At 47.8% G+C, this 22589-nt stretch carries 22 protein-coding genes; 10 read left to right on the top strand and 12 right to left on the bottom strand.

Annotated features, from left to right (window positions below; genetic code table 11):
- Positions 1-141: 141 nt before the first annotated feature.
- A complete protein-coding gene (locus NG795_RS09180; RefSeq protein ID WP_367288357.1) occupies positions 142-504 on the bottom strand; it encodes a ferredoxin-thioredoxin reductase catalytic domain-containing protein in 363 nt (120 codons plus the stop codon).
- 360 nt (positions 505-864) lie between these two features.
- Here NG795_RS09180 and sufR point away from each other — a divergent pair, with 360 nt between their 5' ends.
- From sufR to NG795_RS09155, 5 genes are all read left to right on the top strand, one after another.
- Positions 865-1542, top strand: coding sequence for an iron-sulfur cluster biosynthesis transcriptional regulator SufR (gene sufR, locus NG795_RS09175; protein WP_367288356.1), 678 nt, complete (start codon positions 865-867; stop codon positions 1540-1542).
- Positions 1543-1639: 97 nt separating this feature from the next.
- On the top strand, positions 1640-1894 hold the full coding sequence (locus NG795_RS09170) for an NDH complex assembly factor CRR9 (RefSeq protein WP_367288355.1): 255 nt from the start codon (positions 1640-1642) through the stop codon (positions 1892-1894).
- A 768-nt stretch (positions 1895-2662) separates the two neighbouring features.
- Positions 2663-3808 (top strand): Re/Si-specific NAD(P)(+) transhydrogenase subunit alpha, encoded by a 1146-nt coding sequence (locus NG795_RS09165; protein ID WP_367288354.1) that lies wholly within the window; start codon positions 2663-2665, stop codon positions 3806-3808.
- Between the two features lie 253 nt (positions 3809-4061).
- Positions 4062-4355: an NAD(P) transhydrogenase subunit alpha part 2 gene (locus NG795_RS09160; RefSeq protein ID WP_015151532.1), complete on the top strand. Its 294-nt coding sequence runs from the start codon at positions 4062-4064 to the stop codon at positions 4353-4355.
- Complete coding sequence (locus tag NG795_RS09155; RefSeq protein ID WP_367288353.1) at positions 4352-5758, top strand: NAD(P)(+) transhydrogenase (Re/Si-specific) subunit beta; 1407 nt, start codon at positions 4352-4354, stop codon at positions 5756-5758. Before NG795_RS09160 ends, NG795_RS09155 begins: the two co-directional genes overlap by 4 nt.
- 84 nt (positions 5759-5842) lie before the next feature.
- On the opposite strand, the gene NG795_RS09150 is transcribed toward NG795_RS09155, so the two are convergent.
- From NG795_RS09150 to lgt, 8 genes are all read right to left on the bottom strand, one after another.
- Positions 5843-6454 (bottom strand): hypothetical protein, encoded by a 612-nt coding sequence (locus tag NG795_RS09150; protein ID WP_367288352.1) that lies wholly within the window; start codon positions 6452-6454, stop codon positions 5843-5845.
- Positions 6451-7605: an AAA family ATPase gene (locus tag NG795_RS09145; protein WP_367288351.1), complete on the bottom strand. Its 1155-nt coding sequence runs from the start codon at positions 7603-7605 to the stop codon at positions 6451-6453. Before NG795_RS09145 ends, NG795_RS09150 begins: the two co-directional genes overlap by 4 nt.
- 352 nt (positions 7606-7957) lie before the next feature.
- The gene (locus NG795_RS09140; protein WP_367288350.1) at positions 7958-8158 is read right to left on the bottom strand and encodes a type II toxin-antitoxin system VapB family antitoxin; all 201 of its coding nucleotides are present in this window, start codon (positions 8156-8158) and stop codon (positions 7958-7960) included.
- Between the two features lie 50 nt (positions 8159-8208).
- Positions 8209-9288, bottom strand: a complete 1080-nt coding sequence (locus NG795_RS09135; RefSeq protein WP_367288349.1) for a Gfo/Idh/MocA family oxidoreductase — start codon at positions 9286-9288, stop codon at positions 8209-8211.
- Positions 9289-9681: 393 nt separating this feature from the next.
- Positions 9682-10032, bottom strand: coding sequence for a phenylpyruvate tautomerase MIF-related protein (locus NG795_RS09130; RefSeq protein ID WP_367288348.1), 351 nt, complete (start codon positions 10030-10032; stop codon positions 9682-9684).
- Between the two features lie 66 nt (positions 10033-10098).
- The gene (locus NG795_RS09125) at positions 10099-10578 is read right to left on the bottom strand and encodes a flavin reductase family protein (protein WP_367288347.1); all 480 of its coding nucleotides are present in this window, start codon (positions 10576-10578) and stop codon (positions 10099-10101) included.
- A gap of 62 nt (positions 10579-10640) precedes the next feature.
- Positions 10641-11480: a precorrin-4 C(11)-methyltransferase gene (gene cobM / locus NG795_RS09120; RefSeq protein WP_367288346.1), complete on the bottom strand. Its 840-nt coding sequence runs from the start codon at positions 11478-11480 to the stop codon at positions 10641-10643.
- 254 nt (positions 11481-11734) lie between these two features.
- Positions 11735-12601, bottom strand: a complete 867-nt coding sequence (gene lgt / locus NG795_RS09115; protein WP_367288345.1) for a prolipoprotein diacylglyceryl transferase — start codon at positions 12599-12601, stop codon at positions 11735-11737.
- 195 nt (positions 12602-12796) lie between these two features.
- Between lgt and NG795_RS09110 the strand changes: the two genes are divergently transcribed.
- The gene (locus NG795_RS09110) at positions 12797-13627 is read left to right on the top strand and encodes a SirB1 family protein (RefSeq protein ID WP_367288344.1); all 831 of its coding nucleotides are present in this window, start codon (positions 12797-12799) and stop codon (positions 13625-13627) included.
- A gap of 73 nt (positions 13628-13700) precedes the next feature.
- Here the strand turns inward: NG795_RS09110 and NG795_RS09105 are convergent, their stop codons facing one another.
- Positions 13701-14162, bottom strand: coding sequence for an SRPBCC family protein (locus NG795_RS09105; protein WP_367288343.1), 462 nt, complete (start codon positions 14160-14162; stop codon positions 13701-13703).
- Positions 14163-14541: 379 nt separating this feature from the next.
- Between NG795_RS09105 and NG795_RS09100 the strand changes: the two genes are divergently transcribed.
- Complete coding sequence (locus NG795_RS09100) at positions 14542-16248, top strand: mechanosensitive ion channel (RefSeq protein ID WP_367288342.1); 1707 nt, start codon at positions 14542-14544, stop codon at positions 16246-16248.
- A gap of 82 nt (positions 16249-16330) precedes the next feature.
- Here the strand turns inward: NG795_RS09100 and NG795_RS09095 are convergent, their stop codons facing one another.
- Together NG795_RS09095 and NG795_RS09090 are read right to left on the bottom strand one after the other, a co-directional pair.
- The gene (locus tag NG795_RS09095; RefSeq protein WP_367288435.1) at positions 16331-17767 is read right to left on the bottom strand and encodes a GTP-binding protein; all 1437 of its coding nucleotides are present in this window, start codon (positions 17765-17767) and stop codon (positions 16331-16333) included.
- Between the two features lie 221 nt (positions 17768-17988).
- A complete protein-coding gene (locus tag NG795_RS09090) occupies positions 17989-19275 on the bottom strand; it encodes a Sll1247 family protein (protein WP_367288341.1) in 1287 nt (428 codons plus the stop codon).
- Between the two features lie 488 nt (positions 19276-19763).
- Here NG795_RS09090 and NG795_RS09085 point away from each other — a divergent pair, with 488 nt between their 5' ends.
- From NG795_RS09085 to NG795_RS09075, 3 genes are all read left to right on the top strand, one after another.
- Entirely contained in the window at positions 19764-21137 is a 1374-nt protein-coding gene (locus NG795_RS09085) for a UDP-N-acetylmuramoyl-tripeptide--D-alanyl-D-alanine ligase (RefSeq protein ID WP_367288340.1), read from the top strand.
- A 247-nt stretch (positions 21138-21384) separates the two neighbouring features.
- Entirely contained in the window at positions 21385-21951 is a 567-nt protein-coding gene (locus tag NG795_RS09080) for a 3'-5' exonuclease (RefSeq protein ID WP_367288339.1), read from the top strand.
- Positions 21944-22501 (top strand): GNAT family N-acetyltransferase, encoded by a 558-nt coding sequence (locus NG795_RS09075; RefSeq protein ID WP_367288338.1) that lies wholly within the window; start codon positions 21944-21946, stop codon positions 22499-22501. Before NG795_RS09080 ends, NG795_RS09075 begins: the two co-directional genes overlap by 8 nt.
- The last annotated feature ends 88 nt before the right edge of the window (positions 22502-22589 follow it).

Below are 22589 nucleotides of genomic sequence, written 5' to 3'. Positions count from 1 at the left end.
GTCGGCTTAGGGTTAGATACGGGGGACAAGAAACCGGGTTTCTTCCCGCGATTGGGTACAATTGAGGGATACATTTTGTCAAGAAACCCGGTTTCTCAGGGGTGCCGATCGCCTTAGAAAATTTAAAGTGTTCGGAAAGGCTTAATATTGATTGGTCATTTCGCGAATTTCGTCAAACGAAATGTTCTGTTCTTTGCCCGCGAATGGATTATCTTCGGTCAGAAATAACATACAGTGACATTCTTTGCGCTCGCGCATGGGAATGCAGGGACAATTCCAGAAGGTGGCTTTGACTTCGGCTTCTTTGTCTTCGTAGTGCCGACAGGGACATAGGGGTGCACCCAACTCATCCTTGTTTTTCGCCAATCCTTCGATGACGACGGCAGTAACGCCCAAATCGGAGCAGAAGTAGGTCCCAGTGCGTTTGGCGTACTGCTCAGAAAAGTGCCGCATCGCTTCTAGGTTTTTGTCGGTGGCTTGTTGTGTAGGCGGTTGTAAAGTCATTATCCAGGTTGATATAACGAGCAAATTTGCGGGGTAGGATCCCCGATTTAGGGGAAGGTTGAGGTCGGATTCAGGCGATCGCCCATGAATGAGTCAATCGGTGAACTCTCAGCCAGGGACTGCGCCCTCTTTACTGGGGAGCAGTTTGCTGTTATCGTTCCCAATCACCAGTCCGTGATCTCCCGTCCTTTGGATTCTTTCTCTTTGCCTGGTTGGGCATCCTTGCCCTCCATCTATATATAATAGGGTTAAACAACACGCCGGTTGCTTAATTCTATTTTAGAATACTTTAGCAACAAGTGTGTTGTCAAAGTCGGCAATAGATTTTTTCGAGCGTTTTGGCGTTTGACTACAGGCAAGATGATGACGACTACTCAGCAACCTTCCACTAAAGAAGATATCCTGCAATACTTATTAAAGCAGGGTCTAGCCACGGCTCAAGAGTTAGCCGAAGTTTTAGATATCTCCCCCCAAGCGATTCGCCGCCATCTCAAGGACCTCGAAGCGGAGGAGTTGATTCGCCATAAGGCAGTACAGGCGGGGATGGGACGACCCCAACATCAATATGAACTCACCCACAAGGGGAAAGATTATTTTCCCAATCAATATGATGATTTTGCCGTCTCCCTCCTAGGGACCCTGGCAGAAACGATGGGGGAGGACCAGATGACCTCAATTTTGCGGAAGCAATGGGAACGCAAAGCCATCCATTACCGCGATCGCCTCGGAAATCAGCCGTTATCCGAACGGGTGGCGGGATTAGTCAGACTCCGCCAAGCGGAAGGCTATATGGCGGAGGTCCATCGGGTCGAACCGGAGGGGTCCCACAATGGCGACTGCTTTTTGCTCACGGAACATAACTGCGCCATTTCCACCGTGGCGGAGTCCTTTCCCAGCGTCTGTGGACATGAACTGGAAATGTTTGAAGCAATCCTCCCAGATTGCACCGTGGAACGGACCTACTGGATGATTGATGGCGAACACCGTTGTGGCTATTTGATTACTCTGCAATCGTCCAAGGCGCGATCGGCCCTTTAACCGTTCCCAGTATCCTCAACCTGTAACCTGAAGGGTTAAAATTGCTGCTGTTGTCGCAAACTGCGGCATCCATATTATGCTGTCTAAATAAAAAACTATGGCTTCTCCCGAACCCTCTGCCCAATTTTTAACCCCAGAAGAATCCTACGCCGTTGATGGCGCTCTCCTGGCGTCCCATGAAAAGTTTTTAACTCGCCTGACGATTTCTTCGTTGAAGTTACTCCGACATATCGCTACAGATTCGGGAGTGCCAATGGAGTCCCTCACCCATGAGGAGATCATTGCTTGGTTTGAGAAAGATGCCAAGTTGCGTTATGAGCAAGGTCCCGAAGCCGCTTTTTTGAAATGGTAAATGGGGCCCACACCCTTGAGGGCTTACAAGAGTTCACTGCACCTCCGGTCCCCTCCCCTTGCCAAGGGGAGGGGACCAGAAAACTAAAGGTTCTGAAGACCGATCGCACCGTAAACCGAGCGATCCCCATCAACTAATCGGATCCTTTCTCCAAAACATAAGTTTTTCTACAGATTTGTCAGCAAACAAAGATAAAGTTATCCGAATTTATATTAAAACTCCGAGATAAAGGGGAATTCAGCCGAACAAGGGCGAAAAAAAAACGCTAATATCGAGGGCAAAGGTTACGGATTCCCCCGGTTGACAGAGGAGGGATGACCCATCTAAACTCATCTCGAAGCAGGACGGTCGATGGCGATCGCACGCCTGCCGCTCCTTGAGACGGCGAACGCTTCTGTTTTTCTTGATAAATTTACCCAGAATAGATAAAAAATGGACAAGTGCGTGGGGATCGAATACGATGCAAAACGGCAAAAGCTCAACCCCAGTTTCTCAGCAATCAGTTGACGGATGTCATGGTTTCTCAACTTGAAGCGCACTCCCTAACCTGTAGAAAGTACCACGGATGTCTCTACCCTTGCTAATAGAAAGCACCATCCCTCCGGGATCAGCCACCCCCAAAAAAATTAGTAAACTTAACACCATTGAGAGAAGAGCGCTCAAAAAGCCCCGGTAGTCATCACTCACCCCCGAAGAGAGGCTACCCTACCCCCTGCCTTGTTCAGTCCCCCTCACTAATTTAATGGGTCTAACCCATAAGGAGAAACGATGAAAATAGCTGTAGCAAAAGAAATCGAAGTGGGAGAACGTCGCGTTGCCTTAATCCCAGATATGGTGGCGCGGTTAGTCAAAGCCGGACTCGAAATTTTCGTGGAAGCTGGCGCAGGAGAGCAATCGTTTTTTTACGATGACGCTTATGAATCTGCTGGCGCTAAGATTGTGGCCGATAGCGCTCAACTGTGGGGCGAAGCGGACTTATTGCTGAAAGTGGCGGCCCCTAGGGAAGAGGAAATTCACAAACTGCGCGAAGGCAGTGCACTGGTCAGTTTTCTGAATCCCCTGGGTAATCCAGTCATCGTCGATCGCCTCGCCCAAAGGGGAATCACCGCCTTCAGTATGGAAATGATCCCCCGGACCACTAAAGCCCAAAGCATGGATGCCCTTTCCTCCCAAGCGGCGATCGCCGGATATAAAGCGGTCCTGCTGGCGGCTGCCACTGCCCCGAAATTCTTCCCCATGTTAACCACCGCTGCCGGGACCATTCGACCGGCGAAAGTGTTGGTAATGGGTGCAGGGGTGGCCGGATTGCAGGCGATCGCCACTGCCCGTCGTCTCGGTGCCGTGGTGGAAGCCTTCGACATTCGCCCTGCGGTGAAAGAAGAAGTACAAAGCCTTGGGGCCAAATTCGTCGAGGTCAAACTTGATGAAGAAACCGTGGCAGAAGGGGGATATGCCCGCGAAATTTCCGAAGAATCCAAGCGACGCACCCAGGAAGTGCTTTCCGATACGGTGGCTGCTGCCGATATTGTGATTACCACAGCACAAGTTCCCGGCAAAAAAGCGCCGAGACTAATTACCGAGGAAATGTTTGCGCGGATGAAACCCGGGGCGGCGATCGTGGACTTAGCTGCGGAACAAGGGGGCAACTGCGCCTATACCGAAGCCGGAAAAGATATCGTTCGCAATGGTGTAACCATAGTCGGTCCGATTAACTTACCCGCTTCCATGCCCGTCCATGCGTCGCAAATGTACTCAAAAAATATCGCCACATTCATTCAGTACATGATCAAAGACAACGCCTTAAACCTAGATTTTTCTGACGAAATTATCGGCAGTACCTGCGTTGCCCACGGTCATGAAATTCGCAACTCCCGAGTGCGGGAAGCGTTAGAAGTTGTTGGGGGAAAAGTGTAATTTTGGGAAGGATGAAGGATGAAGGATGAAGGATGAAGGATGAAGGATGAAAATTCATCCTTTATCGGTCTTCCTCAAGCGGTTTTCTTCGCAACTGAGGTCAAGTCTGAATGTTGGATTATTAAGGAGTGCGAGCATCTTGCTCGCTAATGTTCATGTTTAGCGAGCAAGATGCTCGCACTTCTTAAAATTACATTCACCCGAATACCGCTATATTTTCCCAAGAACCAATCAACCGGAGTATTGAATCAAGATGCCCGAAGCCATCATTTCTGCTTTATTTGTGTTTGTTCTAGCTTCATTTGCTGGATTTGAAGTCATCAACAAAGTACCACCCACCCTGCATACCCCCTTAATGTCCGGGGCGAATGCGATTTCCGGGATTGCCCTTTTAGGTGCAATCATCGTTGCCGGAGACCGGGATTGGAGTGTTACGGTGATTTTAGGATTAATTGCCGTCGTGTTTTCCACCATTAATGTTGTCGGTGGATTTCTCGTGACCGATCGGATGTTGCAAATGTTCAAGAAAAAAGAGGTGAAAGCGTGAGCGAATTAATCCCAACTGGAATACAGTTAAGCTATTTAGTAGCATCATCCTTATTTTTCGTCGGTCTGAAACAGTTGAGTTCACCGGCGACGGCCCGCAACGGAAATTTATTAGCATCGGTGGGGATGTTATTGGCGATCGTGGCAACTCTACTCGATCGCCAAGTGCTCAATTACGAGATGATTTTGATTGGGATTGCGATCGGTTCCGTGATTGGAGTTGTCTCCGCCCAGAAAGTGGAAATGACCGCCATGCCGCAGATGGTCGGTCTCTTCAACGGATTTGGGGGTGCTGCCTCTGCCCTCATTGCCGTCGGTGAATTCTGGCGCTACTATCAAAAATTCCAGGAACCACCCCTGGATACCACCATCACCGCCTTACTCGGCATCTTAATCGGGGGGATTACCTTTACAGGTTCTCTCATGGCCTTTGCTAAATTGCAAGGACTCGTCACCGGCAGACCGATTACCTTTCCCTTGCAACAACCTGTCAACGCCCTCCTCTTCGGCGGTTTCCTCGTTGGCAGTGTATATTTAGCCTTCAATCCCTTAAATACCCCAGTATTTTTGGCCTTAACCGGCGTTTCCTTAGTCCTGGGTGTCATGTTCGTGATTCCCATTGGCGGCGGGGATATGCCCGTGGTGATTTCCCTGTTAAACTCTTTTTCGGGTTTAGCTGCATCCGCTGCCGGTTTCGTGGTCATGAATAATATGCTGATCGTCGCCGGTGCCTTAGTCGGTGCCTCGGGGATCATCCTGACCGTGATTATGTGTAAAGCGATGAACCGATCGCTGACCAACGTCCTGTTTGCCGCCTTCGGAACCGGGGAAGGTGGCGGAACTGCTGATGCTACTGGGGACATGGGCGATAAAACCGTCCGCTCCATCGACTCCGAAGAAAGTGCGATGATGTTAGGATATGCCCGTTCCGTCGTCATCGTTCCCGGATATGGCATGGCCGTCGCCCAAGCACAGCACGCAGTCCGAGAATTGGCCGATCAATTAGACCGATTAGGCGTAGAAGTCAAATATGCCATTCACCCCGTAGCGGGTCGGATGCCTGGACACATGAACGTCTTACTAGCGGAGGCCAATGTGCCTTACGAACAGTTGTATGACATGGAAGATATCAATGCCGAATTTGATCGCACTGATGTCGCCTTAGTGATTGGCGCGAACGATGTAGTCAATCCTGCCGCCCGAGACAATTCCGGCAGTCCCATCTACGGAATGCCAATTTTGGAAGTAGATAAAGCCAGTCATACCATTGTTATCAAACGCGGGATGAGTACCGGATTTGCCGGGATTGATAATGATTTGTTCTACAAAGATAAGACCATGATGCTGTTTGGTAGCGCCAAAGAGGTGATTAATAAATTGGTCTCAGAAGTCAAACAGTTGTAAGGGAATTAAGGCTTACACAGTCTGGCAGAATCTACCTTAAATGGAGGGGCGAGAAAACGAATCGCCCCTATATTTATTGATTACTCATGTTTCGTAGTTCGGCTGGAAGGTGAGCAGCGCCTTCATGGCACGTTCCAAACTGGAAGAGTTAGGAATTGCTGAGTCCACCTTCCAGATTTGCTTGACAAATGGAATCAGTTGACCATTGTAATTTCTCCCGATTTTAGCGGTGGTTTTAGAGTTGGGAACAATCCCTTCGCGGAGAGTTTTGTTCTTGGATTTTCTGGCTAAATTAATTAGTTTTTGTTTTGGATCGGCGATCGCATCGACATCTTGAGGAATTAAAGTGACTGAAATCCCCAGAAATTCTGCAAATGCCTCGCGATCAGCTAACAACCAGGCTTCTACTTCTCTAACTGCAACTCTAAAGATAAGATTGGGGTGTTTAGGTGTATCCAACCAATGAGAAATAATGGTGAGGGGACATTCATATTGATCTAAATCCGTTAAAACTAAATAAGGCATCCCCTGAGCCGCCTTATTTAATCCTGGAACAATTCTTTTGAGATAGCCATACCCTCCCCTATTTAAGCAATTTCCAATGGAAAAAGGTCGCTGAGATTGCTTCAGCATTTCCCGGAGCACTGCTTCACTCAAAACATCTTCAACCGCTAGGGTGATAGGAATATCGCTCATGTAAACAAATTCAGTTGCGCAACTTCCGGCGGAATTGTATGGGGTAAAGCTGCATCAGCAACACTCAAACCCGCATCTAATAAGGGTTTGATCTCTGCAATTGAGGACGCCTGTTGAACTTTAGTTCCGTCCGGAGTAGGAGTCATCAATAACACTTCTTCCCCTCCGATACTTTTATCGGCGAGTAAATCGGCACTATGACTGCTCAGAATGACTTGCCGTTTTTTTCGACTTTGAAGACGATAAATGAGAGCCGGAAGTTTACTAATAATCCCGGCATTTAAAGACAGTTCGGGTTCCTCTAGTAGCAATAAAGAATTTGTTTCCAAAAGTGCCCACAGTAACCCAATGAGACGTAAAGTGCCATCAGAAAACTGATCCTCCCGTTGTTTGCCTGCTTGAGGACGCCAATGTTCATAAACCGCTTCCAGATGAGGGACTCCCATTACATCTTTAGTATCCGTGAGATTTTTTAATTGGGGGACCGCAAATTGTAAAGCCGCTTCAATTTTTTTAAGTCGAGATTTTCGAGTTTTTTCCGGAGTTTTAGCTACTCGTTCTAAAAAGGTTCTGCCAAAAGGGTCTTCCGATAATCCCGGAATTCCAAATGCTTCGGGATGGCGAACAAGCTGAGGGATTAAATGTAGATAGAGAATCGTCTCCAGAAACTTAGAAATATCTCTAAATTCGGCATTGGCATTAATTTGTTCTAAATAAGTCTGAGTCAGCCTAAGTTCATCTTTTTCATCATCAAAATTGGGTCGATCAACGATTTGCTTATTGCCTTTCCAGACTCGTTCATAAGCAACAATTGGGTCATTTTGCCCCCCTTTTTTTTGTTTTATTCCAATTCCATAACGCCAAAGTATCTGTTCAGAACCCGATTCTGTTAAATGAATTTCTATCTCAACATCTGGATACCGACGGGCATACAAACTACGAATTTTAGACAGACCTCCCCGATCCCTGACTGCTTTCTGCAACCCCCCTCCATCTTTAGCCAAATCTCGCAAAAATCGCAAGGAATCCAAAAAATTTGATTTTCCGCAAGCATTAGGACCCACCAGAAATACTCGGTCTTGTAAATCAACGTCTACTAAGCGAAAATTACGCCAATTTTTTAGAACAATATGAGAAATAATCATAGTCATCACTAAATGATTTGCAAATATCCACCGCTGCTAGGCATCAACAGACAATTTCCCTAAAACTTTTGTTCATATCTAACTCATGGGTTCGCCCCTGCAAACTGACCGCCCAACATTAATTCAGTGGAATCAACAGCAGATTTCCATAAAACATTGAGGATATTATAACCCAGGAGCCGCTAATCACAACCGGATCTAAATTAATGGATTGCCCTGCGATCGCCTCAATTTACACCCAGCAAAACTACTCTTCAATCTGTAATCAAATCTCGCAATGCCTTACCCTGAGAAATCTCATCGGGCGGGCTATTCCGTCGTAAGGCAAGGGACCAGACTGAAGTATCAACGATCGCCTTCATTCTAGGGTTCTTTGCTGTTTGTAATCATAGCTTTCTTCATAATCTATTGTCCCAAATAATTCTAATATTTTCTGTTGCTGACGCCGTTGAATGTATTCCCGCAAAGCATCTTCTATTAATTGATTTTCTGTGGAAAAGTTGCTCAAGGCTAGAGCCTCTGCAATCAGTTGTTGATCTATCTCAATGGGGATTTTCATGGTTTACAGTTATTTAAGGATGCATTGCCACTCTACGAGATGGGTTCGCGTTACCCAAAACTGACGCCAGTGGGTTTGACAAACTCTAAATTATCTACATTCCAGACTTGACCATCGAGGGCCATTTGTTCGATTAAGCTGGCTAATCGCAGGGCTTTGAGAGCTTGTTCTCCGCCGACTGAGGGTTGATTGCCACCGCGAACACATTGGATAAAATGTTCTAATTCGGCGTGTAAGGGTTCTATATTACTGGTATAAACTTTTTCGATTAAGCCATCTTGGCGGTACAGCACTTGACCATATTCGGTCCTATAATTCGCCGTAGTTTTCCGGTGGATTAAAATTTCATTGTTGAGAAAATCCGCTTCGGTTAGGGAATTTTTGCAATGGGTGACGATGCGTCGTAATTTCCGGTGGGTGACTTTACTGGCGGTGACAGTGGCAATCACGCCATTGGCAAATCCCAAGGTTGCGGTTACATAATCTAAATAAGAATTACCTTCCGACCTGTCTTGACTGGTGCGACTGCCACTAGCGGTTAATCGCACAACAGGGGCGGCAGCTAATTCTAAAATGAGGTCGATGTCATGGATCATTAAATCTAAGACGACGGAGACATCGTTTGCCCGATCGCTGTAAGGACTCATGCGGTGAGCTTCGATCGCCAGCACTTGTTCCGTTTTGAGGACCTTGCTCAATTCCTGGAATGCCGGATTAAACCGTTCAATATGTCCCACTTGCAGAATACATCCCGACTCTGCTGCCTCATTCACCAAAGATTCCGCTTCAGCAATACTCGCGGCGATCGGTTTTTCAATTAAAACATGAACCCCCGATCGCAGGCAGCTCATTCCTACCGCATGATGCAGGCGCGTGGGGACCGCAATACAAACCGCATCCACATGAGGCAGCAAATCTTGATAATTTTCAAAAAAGCGAATCCGATATTTACTGGCAATGTCGAGTCCGCGCTCTACATTAACATCAGCCACACCGACTAATTCAATATCTTTGAGCAAACTCAGAACACGGGTATGATGCTGTCCCATACTGCCCACGCCAATCACCCCAATTCGCAAGGGTTCCGGTTGACTTTTCTGGTTATGATGATTCAATTGCCGAGCTTTCATGGGATTATTTTGCACTCCTTGATGTCTCCTCCACCACCATTAGTCAGAGCCGCTTGACAGGCATCTGGCCTCGCACACCAACCCGATAGTATCACAAGCGCTTCCGTTGTAAAGATTTACAACATTTTCGACCCCCTCCAGTATAGAGTCGGAAATCCGTTTCCGAGGGAGTGCGCCTCTCCATCTCCCCTCTCCATCTCCCCACCCTCCAAAAAAAGCCACCCCCGATAGGGCGGTACAGTCAGAGTCAGACAAACCGGGTCTCTTGACCTAATTTCTGCTCAGAGGCAACAAATTAGGGTCAGAAACCCGGTTTCTGGTCCGACTCATGGAATTGGGAACCGAGGTCCTAGCCCTGAACTAACGGAGGACCATTATGAATCCGGCTAAAACTTAAAACGTGGAGCCATTCCAGCCCCACATGGAACCCTCGGCATCGGTAAATTCGATATAGATCCGATTTTGCGGAACCCCGATCGCCTGATGAATCTTATTGCAAAAATCTTTGCTCATCGCTTGTGTTTGTTCCGGACGGATCGTCCCTACACTCTTAACTTCGATGTAGCAAACCGGGTCAAAGGTTCCGGCAAATGTCATCGGCACATCCGCATTAAACGCCGTCATCACATAAGATTCAGGTTTTCCCAGATGCTTCGCCAAGCTGGAGGAAAGTCCCTTGAGCAGGGTCGCAATTGCAGCATTCTCCGGTGTAGACACGGAAGTTTTAACTTTAATCAGGGGCATAAATTGACCTTCTAACTTGCGTCTTTCTGATTCAAATCGGGATCCCGAAACAGTCTCTATCCCAAATTATCCGCCGTAATTCCATCCGGTGCTTTCCAGCAACAAGGGTTCCCCTTCGCGGTGGACTCCTGCGGCAATCACTTCGCCGACAAAGACCGTGTGATCGCCCTTTTTCACCGAACCCACCACATTACATTCCACATACCCCAGGGAGTCTGAGATAATCGGACAGCCGGTTTCTCCCAAATAAAACTCCACATCTTCAAATTTATCCCCCACCCGGCGCTGGGGTTTAAAGAATTTTTGGGCTAAGTCTTTTTGTCCCGCTTCTAAGACACTCAGAGCAAAGACGCCACTGGCTTCAATCATGGCATGGGACCCGGAATCTTGTTTCACACAGTTGATGACTAAGGGGGGTTCAAAAGACCCCTGCATCACCCAACTGGCGGTGAATCCGTTGACATTTTCCCCATCTTTGACACCGCAAATATAGAGTCCGTGGGGAATCTTGCGGAGGATTGTTTTTTTGGCTTGTTCGTCTAGCAAGGCTTTACCTATTTTTCGATACAGAACTGATGGTCATTTATATTAGAGTATCCGACGGGGCGTCATCCCTGGGGATGGGTCGGTCGAAACAGGTGGCTATGTTCTGGATGGTAGAGGCGCGATCGCCCGGTTTCTTTCCCCCCCTGGGTTTTCACTTCCGCCAAAGCTGGACTAATTAAATACAGGGTGGTCCGAATTAAGTTTTCAGCCTGAGTGACTTGCGCCATCTCTTTCAGAGGGACCACCACAATTTTTTCATCGGGCCATCCAATCCGGTAGCAGATGGCGACTGGCATTTCTGCGGGATAATGTTCCATCAGTTTGGCTTGAGTCTCTTCAATGTGGCGCGCACTTAAATACAGGCACAAACTAGCTTTATGGGCGGCTAAAGCGGCTAATTCTTCCGATTCCGGGACGGAAGAGGCTCGACCACTGACCCGGGTCAGGATGATGGTTTGCACCAGTTCAGGGATGGTGAGCTCCAGGTTGAGTTTGGCTGCTGCTGCTTGAAAGGCACTAATTCCCGGGATAATTTCACAGGGAATGTCCGCATCGGCTAAGAATTGCAGTTGTTCGGAGATAGCACTGTAGAGGCTGGGGTCCCCAGAATGGAGGCGAACGACAGACTGACCTTGGCGCACGCGGTCAATCATGATCGGTAAGATGTCTTCTAGGGTTTTATTGCTGGTGGGAATGACTTCGGCATCTGGGCGAACCCCTGCTAAAATTTGTTGGGGAATGAGGGAGTCGGCGTAGAGAATGGTATCGGCGATCGCCAGGATTTTTTGAGCTTTGACCGTTAATAAATCCGGGTCACCCGGTCCGGCCCCAACGATATAAACGCCGGGTTTAAGTACAGCCCGATCGGTTGGTTCTTGGTCCGTTGGTTGGAGTTTTGACATCAAAATCAAACAAAAAAGCAAAAGGATTGGGAAGGTTCCGGATAGTACCCAGGCTATGAGGTAATCAAGCACTGGTAGATGCACCCTGATTCACCCCTAGAATTTATTCTAGGGTTTTTTCTTTTTTGGGGTCAATGTTCAGGCCGGTTTACAGTAAAAGTTATAAACCGGGTTTCTTGACAACATCTGGGGAAATTTTCCCGAAATCTGGGTAAGAAACCCGGTTTCTTGTCCTGGTTTTTTTGGGGAAATTTCTAGGAAGAAGAGGTTTCCCCATTGCTGCGGGATACGACATCCGGCAAAGGACGATTGAACCCATAAAGCCAGATTAATCCCGCTATTCCTAAGACAATACCCGTTAAACTGACAAACTGAGCCATTCTGAGGGGACCGAACATTAAGCTATCGAGTCGCAACCCTTCAATCCAGAAGCGACCGCAGCTATAGACGGCCATATAGACTAAAAATAAGGTGCCGACTTTTAAACGGGGTTTGCCTTGTAAGTCTCGAAAAAATAAAAACAGTAATAAGGCAAATAAGGCCAGATTCCACAGGGATTCATATAAAAAAGTGGGATGGAAATATTGCTCGCCAACATATTGAAAGGGACGAGATTCCGGGGGGATGTAGAGTCTCCAGGGTAAATCCGTGGGTCTGCCGAAGGCTTCGGAATTAAAGAAGTTGCCCCAGCGTCCGATCGCCTGACCTAAAATTACAGAGGGTGCGACTAAATCGGCTAATTGCCAGAAGGGAATGCGTTTGAGTCGGGCAAAAATTAACGTGGCGATCGTCCCGCCAAGAATTGCGCCGTGAATGGCAATCCCTCCTCGCCAAATGGCAAAGATTTGGCTGGGATTATCGGCATAGTTTTCCCACTGAAACAAAACATAATACAGTCGCGCTAAGGGAATTGCGCCAACGACTAACCAGAGGATCAAGTCCCCCATTAGGTCCGGGTTGACGTTGCGGCGTTTGGCCAAAAATTGCGAGAGACTGACGCCAATCAAGACAGCAGTCGCAATTAAGAACCCATACCAACGGATGGTTAGGGGTCCGATTTCGACGATGATCGGGCCTGGGGAGGCAAAGGTCAAGGCTAGGGGTAGAGTAACAAGAGTCATAACCTTAATAGTAAGCGCTTGGGGGGACGACAGGTGCAGTTGCCTTGTTTCGGTTTCGTTTCTAGGGTACTTCACCCAATCAAGTCATTGAGGTAAAAAATAATCAGGGGGTCAAATCTTTGCTATCTTCAGGGGGAGATAGGCCCGATCGCCTTGAGACCCCAGGGCAATTCTATTTACTCGTTTTAAATTCAGATGAACTTTCCCCTAGCGCGGCAATCGTTCTACCAAGAGATTCACCAAAACGACGACCAAATCGATCTCGCCAAGGCAGCGCTGTACATCGCGCAAGAAGAATATCCCACCCTGGATCCGGCGGAATATCTCAATGTCCTGGATGTGATGGCCCAGGAGGTTGCACAACGGTTAAAGGATCAACGCTATCCCTTGCGAATTGTTAAAGCAATCAATGACTATCTCTATGAAGATTTAGGGTTTACTGGCAATACCCGGGATTATTATGACCCCTGTAATAGTTTCCTGAACGATGCGATCGCCCGTCGCACTGGCATCCCCATCACCCTAGCCTTAATTTACCTGGAAATTGCAAGGCGGCTGGATTTTCCAATGGTGGGAATCGGGATGCCCGGACATTTTTTAATTCGCCCAGAGTTTGAAGGGGCGGGTATTTTTGTAGATGCGTTTAATCGGGGGGAGGTGTTGTTTGAGGAAGACTGCCAACAACGTCTCCAGCAAATTTACGGTCCGGAAGTGTCCATGCGTCCGGAGTTTTTAAAAGCGGTGACGCGCAAAGAGTTTTTGGCCCGGATGCTGACCAATTTGAAGATGATTTATCTGAATCGCGGGGATTCGGAGAAATGTCTAGGGGCGATCGAACGGATTTTGCTGTTGTTTCCAGGTTCACCGTTGGAATTGCGCGATCGCGGTTTATTTTACTATCAAAATGGCCGATGGGCTCAGGCCCGTCAGGACTTACAAACCTATTTGGACCGCGTTCCTCATGCCGAAGATGCCTCAGTAATTCGGCAAATTCTCGATCGCCTCCGTTGGCAGGAAAATGAGTAAGGATAAAATTAAAACCGCTGCTGCATATCTTTTTATTTTTGTCAATCTTTCTTTAGAAACAACTTTTAACGGATTAACTTTCGGCTAGATTCGGAGCAATTTGTTCAGCAATTTGTTTGAGGCGATGGAGTTGGGCCTGCATATCTTTCCGGGTCCAAGTGGCGGCAAACAGATTGAAGCCCCAGGCGACTAAAGGATTGGGAATTTCAAATTCAAAACGATTGACGAGTCGAGTCTGATTGCCGTCGGGTTGACAATCCCAGCGATCGCAACCCTTAAAAAATCCCTGAAACTCCCAGACAATCAGTCCCGGTTCCCGTTGGGCGATCGCACAATTTAAACTCGGTTGCAACAGCGGAATATTCAAAATAAACCGACTGCGACCCCCCACAGAGGTATCCCATTCACCAATCGGTTCGCAACGTAAGGCGGGATTCAACCACTGGTGCATTAATGTGCGATCGGTAATACAGTAATCAACCACCGGAGGACTCGCCTGAATGTGAATCGACTGTTCAAAGACTTGAGATGACATGAGATAAACCTAATGATGACAATCTTTTACAAAAATTCCCCCTAGAAAAGAAATTTCTATGGGCTAGAAGAGTGGGACGGGGAGTATCGGCGGGAGAAGACAGCAGACCCTTCCCTTGGACTCGGGCAGAATTGTTACAAATCACTACAGTTCTAATATTTTGTGACAAATTGTCCCTAATCTAATTTCTAGTTACGAACAATTGAACCATAAAGCGTTTGCTCCACCTCAGTTGAGAATTGGGAAAAACGCAAAAGATCGCATAGACTACAGCAAAAGATGCGTAGCCCTGTAGGATAGGGGCAAATGCACTGACTGGCATTTACTGAATGATCAACGCTGTTGAACGGTCATATCGGAAGTACACTCAAATCACCTTATGAATGGAATTTTGCACGAAACATCAGTCGTGGTTTGGGGTAATTTAAGCCCCGAAGCGCTGCTGGCTCAAGAACCTGGATTCGCTACAGGCTTTGGCCTGGGGCAGGTTACGGGATTTGTTCAAGCCCTCTTGGTCCAACTGGGGTCATTCCTGCCCAGTTTATTAGGAGCCCTCGCCATCTTAATCGGTGGCTGGATCTTCGCTACCCTTGTGGCAGGAATTATTAGAAAGGTCCTCCACAGTACCAATTTGGACAACCGGATTGCCAGTGCCATCATGGGACGCGCACCGGGACAGGAGATGCCTCCCACTGAAAAGTGGATCTCGAATACGGTTTACTGGCTGATCATGATTTTTGTCTTGGTCGCCTTTCTCCAGGCCCTGAATCTGGAGGTGGTTTCCCAGCCCCTAAATCGGTTCTTAGAGCAGATTTTCGCCTATCTACCCAAGATTGGCGGTGCGGCAGTCCTGTTGGGTGTAGCCTGGATCCTGGCAACCCTCTCCAAAATGTTGCTGACTCGGGGATTAACGCAGTTCCGGTTAGATGAACGGCTTGCAGAGCAAACAGGAGAGACAACAGACCCCCAGACGGCTGGGGAAAGTCGGTTTTTACTCAATGAAACTCTCGGCAACGCCCTCTACTGGTTTATCTTTCTGTTCTTTCTGCCCCTAATTCTGAATGCCTTAGAATTAAATGTGGTGCCGGTTCAGAATTTGGTCAATGACTTTCTGTCGGCAGTGCCTAAAATTCTGATGGCCCTGATTATTGGGGCTGTCGGTTGGTTTATGGCCCGGATTGTGCGGGGGATTGTCACCAATTTGCTGGCGGCGACGGGAACCGATCGCCTCGGTGCTCAGTTGGGTCTGTCCCGGACTCAAGACGGAATGTCCCTGTCTCAATTAATTGGGACGATTGTCTATGTCTTGATTCTGATTCCGACTGCGATCGCCGCGTTGAATGCGTTGGAAATCGCTGCGATCTCCGTTCCGGCGATCGCCATGCTGTCGCAAATTCTCTTCGCCATTCCCCTGATTTTGACCGCAGGGCTAATTTTGGCGTTATTTTATGCGATCGCTAAGTTCGCCTCGGATATCGTCATCCGCATTCTCCGCAGCATCGGCTTTAACAACATCTTCTCCTGGTTGGGTCTGCCTACAACCCCGAGTGGTAATCCACCCCAACCCCCACCGGCAGATGCGCCGGATATGCGATCGGGTCAACAAACCGTTGTCCAACCCTCCTCGTCTCCCACGAGAACTCCCGCAGAAATTGTCGGGATTGTCACCTGGGTGGGCATTATGCTCTTTGGGGCCGTGGCAGCGACAGAAGTCCTGCAATTGGCAGCCCTCACGAGGATTATGCAGGGCCTGCTCGTCATCGCCGGTCAGGTTCTCGTCGGTTTGATCGTCTTTGGCATTGGCCTGTACTTGGCGAATCTGGCCTATCATCTCATTTCCGGTTCCCGAGGGTCCCAGTCCCAACTTCTGGCTCAAGCGGCTCGAATTGCGATTATTGCCCTAGCCGGTGCGATGGCACTCCAACAAATGGGGATTGCTCCTCATATTGTTAACTTGGCCTTTGGTTTACTCTTTGGTGCCGTTGCCGTTGCCATTGCCTTAGCCTTTGGCTTAGGGGGGCGAGATGTGGCCTCCGAGCAATTGCGAGAATGGCGCAATGATTTCAAACAACGACAAGAAAAATAGGGGTTACATCTCGTAATTTAAGTTCTTCTCTTTAAGTGAGAAGTATCAGGCTTTTTCAGGGTAAAGCCTTGAGGAAAAAGTTTTATCCTAACTCACTTGAGTTTTTATGCTTTTTTCTTTCTCTCACTTTTAGGAGTTTTTCTTGGAGTTCGTCCTTAATCCGGCCCATAATGGTGGTTTCATCGAGGGAATCAATGATGCGGGTGACCACAGCTTTTGGCCCATCCGGTCCCCAGGAAGCCCCATTTGCGAGGTAGGTTTTGGTCACCTGACCAATGGCGTAGGACGAAAACCCGGCGACACCGGCTTGGGTAATGGCAACGGAAAGATAGGGTACTAAAGATGCCCCACCCGTAGCCGGTGCCGCTAATCCTAATAACCCTTTCAGGGATGATAACCCTAGGTTTGCCAGGAGTTCGCTGGCACTAATTCCGCCCATACTCAGGGCGATTTTTTTGAGCAGATTGATGGCCCCGGCTTGGGTCATGGGAATGCCATAGAGCTTTGATAAGGTTAAAATCGTGGCGACATCAATTACCGCGCCACTGAGGATATCGATCGCCGTAATCGGATTCAGGGCGATCGCCACCGCTTTCGTCATCACCGCATTCCAAATCAATCGGTTCGCACTCTTGTCCCGAATCTGCATTTTGCGCTCAACCAATTGTTCATTCACATCCCCGGCATAAAGCAGGGTATTCAACGCCACCAGGGATTTCCCCTCCCGGTCTAAAATTTCGAGAATTTTTAATTTTAAGTCATCGACTTGGGGTAAACCCCGCTTCATCTGCACCGCCATTGTGCCATCGCTTCGAGGGGTCGCTTGGGCCACTAAGGGGGCCGCTGCTGCCATGACGATTTCATCCTCCGACAGCAGTTCTTTGACCCGATCATCACGGATTTTGCGATAGACTGCCTCGCGATCGGCTTCGGGATATTGGTCAATTTTGTTAAAAATCAGCAGCATGGGTTTCCCCGCATCCCGCAACTGGGAAAGGGCTTCATATTCCACCTGGGTCATATCCCCAGCGACGGCAAATAAAATTAAGTCTGCACGAGAGGCGACTTGCTGGGCCAAAACTTCCCGAGTTTGACCATCAACTTCATCAATTCCCGGGGTGTCAATCAGTTCGATTTGAGACTGTCCGACTCCAGAAAGGGTGAGTTGGGTAATGTTGCCCTCTCCGCCATCCAGGGGCGATCGCTCGACTCGCCAATTCACCCCCTGAGAGGTCCGAGTTACCCCATGAATCGGGCCGGTTTCAAAAACATTCTGCCCCAATAAGGCATTCAAAATCGACGATTTTCCCCGTCCCACCATGCCAAACACGGCAATTTGCACCACCGTCCGTTCTAGTTTATCCAGCATGGTGCTGAGTCCTTCAATCTCTGGATCCAAGCCCGCTCGTTCTTCCGGGGTCAGGTCCAGGTTCGCGACTAACTCTCGCAGGGCATCTTTGGCTTGTTTGTAGTTAAGGTCCGCCTGAATATCTGCAAACGACAAAATCGCCTCGTCCATTTCTCCATCTAAATTGGAGGAACCGGGTGAGGGTAAGGGGGAATGAGGGGTGTTAGGAATTTGTTCCTCGTTCTCGTGGGAACCTCCGTGAGTCATAAGAGGTGGGCTATCCTTCAGCGCTCTACAGTACCAATCGTAGTCCAGACTAGCCCAAGACGGGGAGAGGAAATTGAGGGTGAATGCTTCAACCTCAAGGATTAAAACTATTTAATTGCGGGATTTCAAGCAATTTGGCTCATGAAAGATAGGTCAAGCGCTCCAAAATTTGTACTTAAGGCTACGTTGATATTTTCTAACATTTTGATGAGCCAAATAATGCTATCATTGTTAGAATTTTCATAGTGGTTAAATAAGATGGAGAGCCGTTTTTCTAAATAGGGTTTGACTTTCCGACAGAGCAGAACAATTTTCAGAAGCATCCCGGTTGTCCGGGTGGGGCCAATATTAGAAACCACATCCAAAAAGATAAAGTGGCTGGGCTTTTGAGAACTTTCTACTACTAAAAAATTCAGGAGTTGGCTGCAAGTTCTAACCACCAGAAAATCGCTGAGTTTCTGGGAATCACTCTGGGGCAGGGTAGCTTTTAAATGCTTACATAATTTATCGTTAAATTGGCGTTTGCCATATTCCGGGTCGATGGAGCCGAGGAGGTAGTCGTATAAATCGGCTTTAAATTCTCCGTAGTTGGGAGACTGACTGGTGTGGGTGATAAAGCTCTGGGCTAAGTCGCGGTAAGTGCGGCCTCCTTCGGCTTTGCCGACATAATCTTTCAGGGAATAATACAGTTCGCGATCGCTGAGTAAGGTGGGATTGGCAATGGGCGACAGGTTTCGGACTGCATTAACATTCCCCGTCCGCCGGACCTGCGATCGCCGGACTTGATAAGTTACATACTGGGATAAGTTAATTTCAAATTGCCGTTGCCGTTGCGCTTGAATTTTTCGCACGGTTTGCTGATGCTCATAGCTGCTATCTTCACTCAGCAGGCAATGAGAGTACAAGTAGGGATAGCGATCAATAAACGTACCTAGGGGCCTATGCTGCTCTTTAGGCTGGCTGATTTCTGAACTATGTTGCACCACCTTCGATAGCCGTCGCAGGGTCAGATACTGATCGGTTGAGGTGAAGTCTTTGACTAATTCTTGCAACTGTCGCCCCGTTCGAGAGCGCCCGTAAGGATTATAGCCCCCTGGTCTCTCAAACAGGGCCACCAACTCCGGAATCGCCTCTTGGGTTTGGCTGTGCATTTGCCAGCGATTCACTAAAATGTGGCAACATCTATTTAGAATAAACTTAAAATCTTGGTCCATGCCCTTATAGGTGAGCATTCGACCTAACGCCCCTGAGATCTCGGCTTCGGGGTAGTCCCTGGCTTCAATAAAGAGGCTTTGAAAGCGCGAGATCATTTCGGACGGTGGCTCCGCTTTAACCAGATCGAGGAGGTGATCGTATAGTAACTGCTCCTCCTGGCTTGTTTTTCGGTTGTAAGGATCCGTTCGATGATTCACTTGACTTTCCCCCTGCCCAGATGTTTGGCTTGATTCAATTTCCTAGAGCGAGCGTTTTCAATAGGACACAATTTTTCCCCGTGGAATATTGTCAGACCTTGATGGATAATTTATATTTAATCCGCTTGGATAATGGCTATCAAGCAGATTCAGATCCGTCTCGGGCCGCTCGGATTCACCCATGTTACATGAAACTTTATAAAAGAGTGGGTGATTTCTGCCGAATAGGGAATGGGTCTGAGCTTTCCCGGACGCATAGGACCTCTATCTATTAGAATAGCCTAGGCAGATCTCCTCAACCATCCAGTATCGTAAAAAGTTGATAAAGATGCCAGGGGGGATTCACGGAATTTTAATGAAGATTTATCACGGTTGACTGGGGAAACACCTTTATGGTATTCCCCGGCCTAGATTGAGGCGATCGCTGGCTTCGTCCCAGCTTTCGGGGATGGTATCATTATTTTTTATTAAATTCAAGTCCTGCCATCATGTCTTGTTTTGTGACCCTTGCTCAACTGCTTTCCCTCTTGAATGCCCAAGCGATTAACCCCTTATCCGAGGAACTGGGCGCAAAACAGGTCCTCAGTATTATTACGGATACGCGCAGTTTACGGGCTGGAGAAGTCTTTGTGGCCCTAAGAGGGACCCAGTTTGATGGGCATCAGTTTATTGGGTCCGCATTTGAGAAAGGGGCGATCGCCGCGATAGTCGATCGCGACTATGTGAGCCCCAACTCAGACTGGCCCCTGTTGGTCGTTCCGGATACCTTGGCTGCTTATCAGGCGATCGCCCAGTGGTGGCGCACCCAGTTTGACATCCCCCTGATTGGCGTGACAGGATCCGTCGGCAAAACCACCACCAAAGAATTAATCTCCGCAGTTTTGAACACCCAGGGTCCTGTCCTCAAAACAGAGAAGAATTATAATAACGAAATCGGCGTTCCCAAAACCCTCTTAAATTTGACCCCAGACCATGATTATGCGGTGATTGAAATGGCCATGCGCGGCAAAGGAGAAATTGCCCTCCTCGCAGAAATTGCCGCCCCTACAATTGGCGTCATTACCAATGTCGGCACAGCCCATATTGAACGCTTGGGTTCCGAAGAGGCGATCGCCAAAGCCAAATGTGAATTATTAGAAAAAATGTCCCCGGATGGAATCGCCGTCCTCAATTACGACAATTCCCGGTTAATGGAAACAGCCGCAAAAGTCTGGTCCGGAAAAACTCTCACCTATGGGTTAACCGGAGGAGACTTACAGGGAACCTTAAAAGAGGGAGATTTCCTAGAAGTCGAAGGTATAACTTTTCCGGTCCCGCTTCCTGGGGAACATAATGCCCTCAACTATCTAGCCGCATTAGCCGTGGCAAAACTGCTCAATGTGAGTTGGGAACCGCTTAAATCCGGTTTAGCCGTAGAATTACCCGATGGCAGGGCCAGACGGTATGAATTAGCCAATGATATTGTCATTTTAGATGAAACCTATAATGCAGGGTTAGAATCCATGACTGCTGCACTGCAAATGCTGGCACAAACCCAAGGAAAACGGCAGATTGCAGTGCTAGGAACTATGAAAGAATTAGGAGAGCGATCGCTAGAATTTCATCAGCGCATCGGCAGCGTTGCCAAATCCTTAAATCTGGATGGATTGTTCATCTTTGCAGACTCAGAAGAAGCCGCAGCAATGGCAAAAGGTGCCACAGGGTTACCCCTTGTAGAAATTATCGATATCGAACAGCCGAACGCCCATGATTACCTCTGCCAGCGTGTGAAAGATTGGGTGAAAAGTGGCGATCGCATTCTCTTTAAAGCCTCTCATTCAGTCCAACTCGATCGCGTAGTCGAAAAATTTCGGGCCGGTTAAATTCAAGGTAAGCTAAAACTCCGCCAGTCCTTCTCCTTAGTTCAACGTCCCGACTTCAGTCGTTTCTTTCTTAGTTCAACGTCCCGACTTCAGTCATCATACCCCCACTACACCTTTAAAATTCCCACCCCAAAAACCGGGTTTCTATCCCAAAGTGGCTACAGATTGCCAAAAATCTTATCAAGAAACCCGGTTTTTTTCCCCCTCCTGTACCGACATCCTATCACTTACTGAAAACTATTTTAATATGGCAATCAGACTAGATCAGATTATAGTCATTGACATTGAAGCAACCTGCTGGGAAAAAGACCCACCCCCCAATCAAGAACGAGAAATTATTGAAATTGGAATCTGTCCCCTTAATATTAGTTCAGGGGAATTACTCGAAAAAGAGAGTATCTTAGTCAAACCCAAACAGTCCCAGGTGAGTGAATTTTGCACCCAACTCACCACCTTAACTCCAGCACAGGTAAACCAAGGAGTATCCTTGGGACAAGCTTGTTCAATTCTCAGAAATAAATATATTTCCCATCAAAGAATTTGGGCGAGTTATGGCGAATTTGATAAACGGCAATTTCAAGTAGAGTGCGAAAAAAAAGGGGTTCGTTATCCTTTTAGCAATCGCCATCTAAATGTAAAAACCCTATTTTCAGTCATGTATGCCTTAGAAAAAGAAGTGGGGATGGCTGGGGCATTAGAACACCTGAACTTGCCCTTAGAGGGAACCCACCACCGAGGTGATGATGATGCTTGGAATATTGCTAAAATTTTGTCTCAATTAATTACTCATCAACGCCAAGGAACTTATGATTAACATCATTGATTTAGGCGATCGCCTGGATACCCTCCTCCAACCCGTGAGTGAGTTACTCCTGGAAGGATTTCGGGAAAACTGGCCGAAAGCATGGCCGACAATCGACGCCGCAACAGAAGAAGTGCTTGACTCGTTATCAGAGGATAAAATTAGCCGAGTTGCCCTCAATGAGGCAGGAAAAGTAGTAGGATGGATTGGCGGAATTTCTCAATATCACGGTCATGTTTGGGAAGTTCATCCCCTAGTCGTTGCTGCGGATTATCGCCGCCAAGGAATTGGCCGGACCCTACTCAATGACTTAGAAGAACAAGTCAGAAAACTGGGGGGATTAACCCTCTGGTTAGGAACCGATGATGAAACGAACATGACCAGTCTTTCCGGCGTTAATCTTTACCCCAATCTCTGGGAAAAAATTCGGGATATTCAAAATTTGCGAAATCATCCCTATCAATTTTATCAAAAGTGTGGGTTTCAAATTGTCGGGGTCATGCCTGATGCTAATGGGAGAGGGAAACCGGATATTTATATGGCAAAATCTGTGGGTTTATAAAGAATCCTCCTATCATTGAGCAGGATAACCGGGAAATCCATCATTCTTGTTGTAGTCTCATGCGAGGGTATCAGTACAGGTTTGGGGG

The organism is Laspinema palackyanum D2c (assembly GCF_025370875.1).
Lineage (GTDB): Bacteria > Cyanobacteriota > Cyanobacteriia > Cyanobacteriales > Laspinemataceae > Laspinema > Laspinema palackyanum.
This window is presented reverse-complemented; position numbering and strand designations above follow the sequence as displayed.

Excerpts from the sequence above, each read along its gene's own strand:
- NG795_RS09180 (WP_367288357.1), bottom strand. The coding sequence starts at position 504 with ATGACTTTACAACCGCCTACACAACAAGCCACCGACAAAAACCTAGAA.
- sufR (WP_367288356.1), top strand. The coding sequence starts at position 865 with ATGATGACGACTACTCAGCAACCTTCCACTAAAGAAGATATCCTGCAA.
- NG795_RS09170 (WP_367288355.1), top strand. The coding sequence starts at position 1,640 with ATGGCTTCTCCCGAACCCTCTGCCCAATTTTTAACCCCAGAAGAATCC.
- NG795_RS09165 (WP_367288354.1), top strand. The coding sequence starts at position 2,663 with ATGAAAATAGCTGTAGCAAAAGAAATCGAAGTGGGAGAACGTCGCGTT.
- NG795_RS09160 (WP_015151532.1), top strand. The coding sequence starts at position 4,062 with ATGCCCGAAGCCATCATTTCTGCTTTATTTGTGTTTGTTCTAGCTTCA.
- NG795_RS09150 (WP_367288352.1), bottom strand. The coding sequence starts at position 6,454 with ATGAGCGATATTCCTATCACCCTAGCGGTTGAAGATGTTTTGAGTGAA.
- NG795_RS09145 (WP_367288351.1), bottom strand. The coding sequence starts at position 7,605 with ATGACTATGATTATTTCTCATATTGTTCTAAAAAATTGGCGTAATTTT.
- NG795_RS09140 (WP_367288350.1), bottom strand. The coding sequence starts at position 8,158 with ATGAAAATCCCCATTGAGATAGATCAACAACTGATTGCAGAGGCTCTA.
- NG795_RS09135 (WP_367288349.1), bottom strand. The coding sequence starts at position 9,288 with ATGAAAGCTCGGCAATTGAATCATCATAACCAGAAAAGTCAACCGGAA.
- NG795_RS09130 (WP_367288348.1), bottom strand. The coding sequence starts at position 10,032 with ATGCCCCTGATTAAAGTTAAAACTTCCGTGTCTACACCGGAGAATGCT.
- cobM (WP_367288346.1), bottom strand. The coding sequence starts at position 11,480 with ATGTCAAAACTCCAACCAACGGACCAAGAACCAACCGATCGGGCTGTA.
- lgt (WP_367288345.1), bottom strand. The coding sequence starts at position 12,601 with ATGACTCTTGTTACTCTACCCCTAGCCTTGACCTTTGCCTCCCCAGGC.
- NG795_RS09110 (WP_367288344.1), top strand. The coding sequence starts at position 12,797 with ATGAACTTTCCCCTAGCGCGGCAATCGTTCTACCAAGAGATTCACCAA.
- NG795_RS09105 (WP_367288343.1), bottom strand. The coding sequence starts at position 14,162 with ATGTCATCTCAAGTCTTTGAACAGTCGATTCACATTCAGGCGAGTCCT.
- NG795_RS09100 (WP_367288342.1), top strand. The coding sequence starts at position 14,542 with ATGAATGGAATTTTGCACGAAACATCAGTCGTGGTTTGGGGTAATTTA.
- NG795_RS09095 (WP_367288435.1), bottom strand. The coding sequence starts at position 17,767 with ATGGACGAGGCGATTTTGTCGTTTGCAGATATTCAGGCGGACCTTAAC.
- NG795_RS09085 (WP_367288340.1), top strand. The coding sequence starts at position 19,764 with ATGTCTTGTTTTGTGACCCTTGCTCAACTGCTTTCCCTCTTGAATGCC.
- NG795_RS09080 (WP_367288339.1), top strand. The coding sequence starts at position 21,385 with ATGGCAATCAGACTAGATCAGATTATAGTCATTGACATTGAAGCAACC.
- NG795_RS09075 (WP_367288338.1), top strand. The coding sequence starts at position 21,944 with ATGATTAACATCATTGATTTAGGCGATCGCCTGGATACCCTCCTCCAA.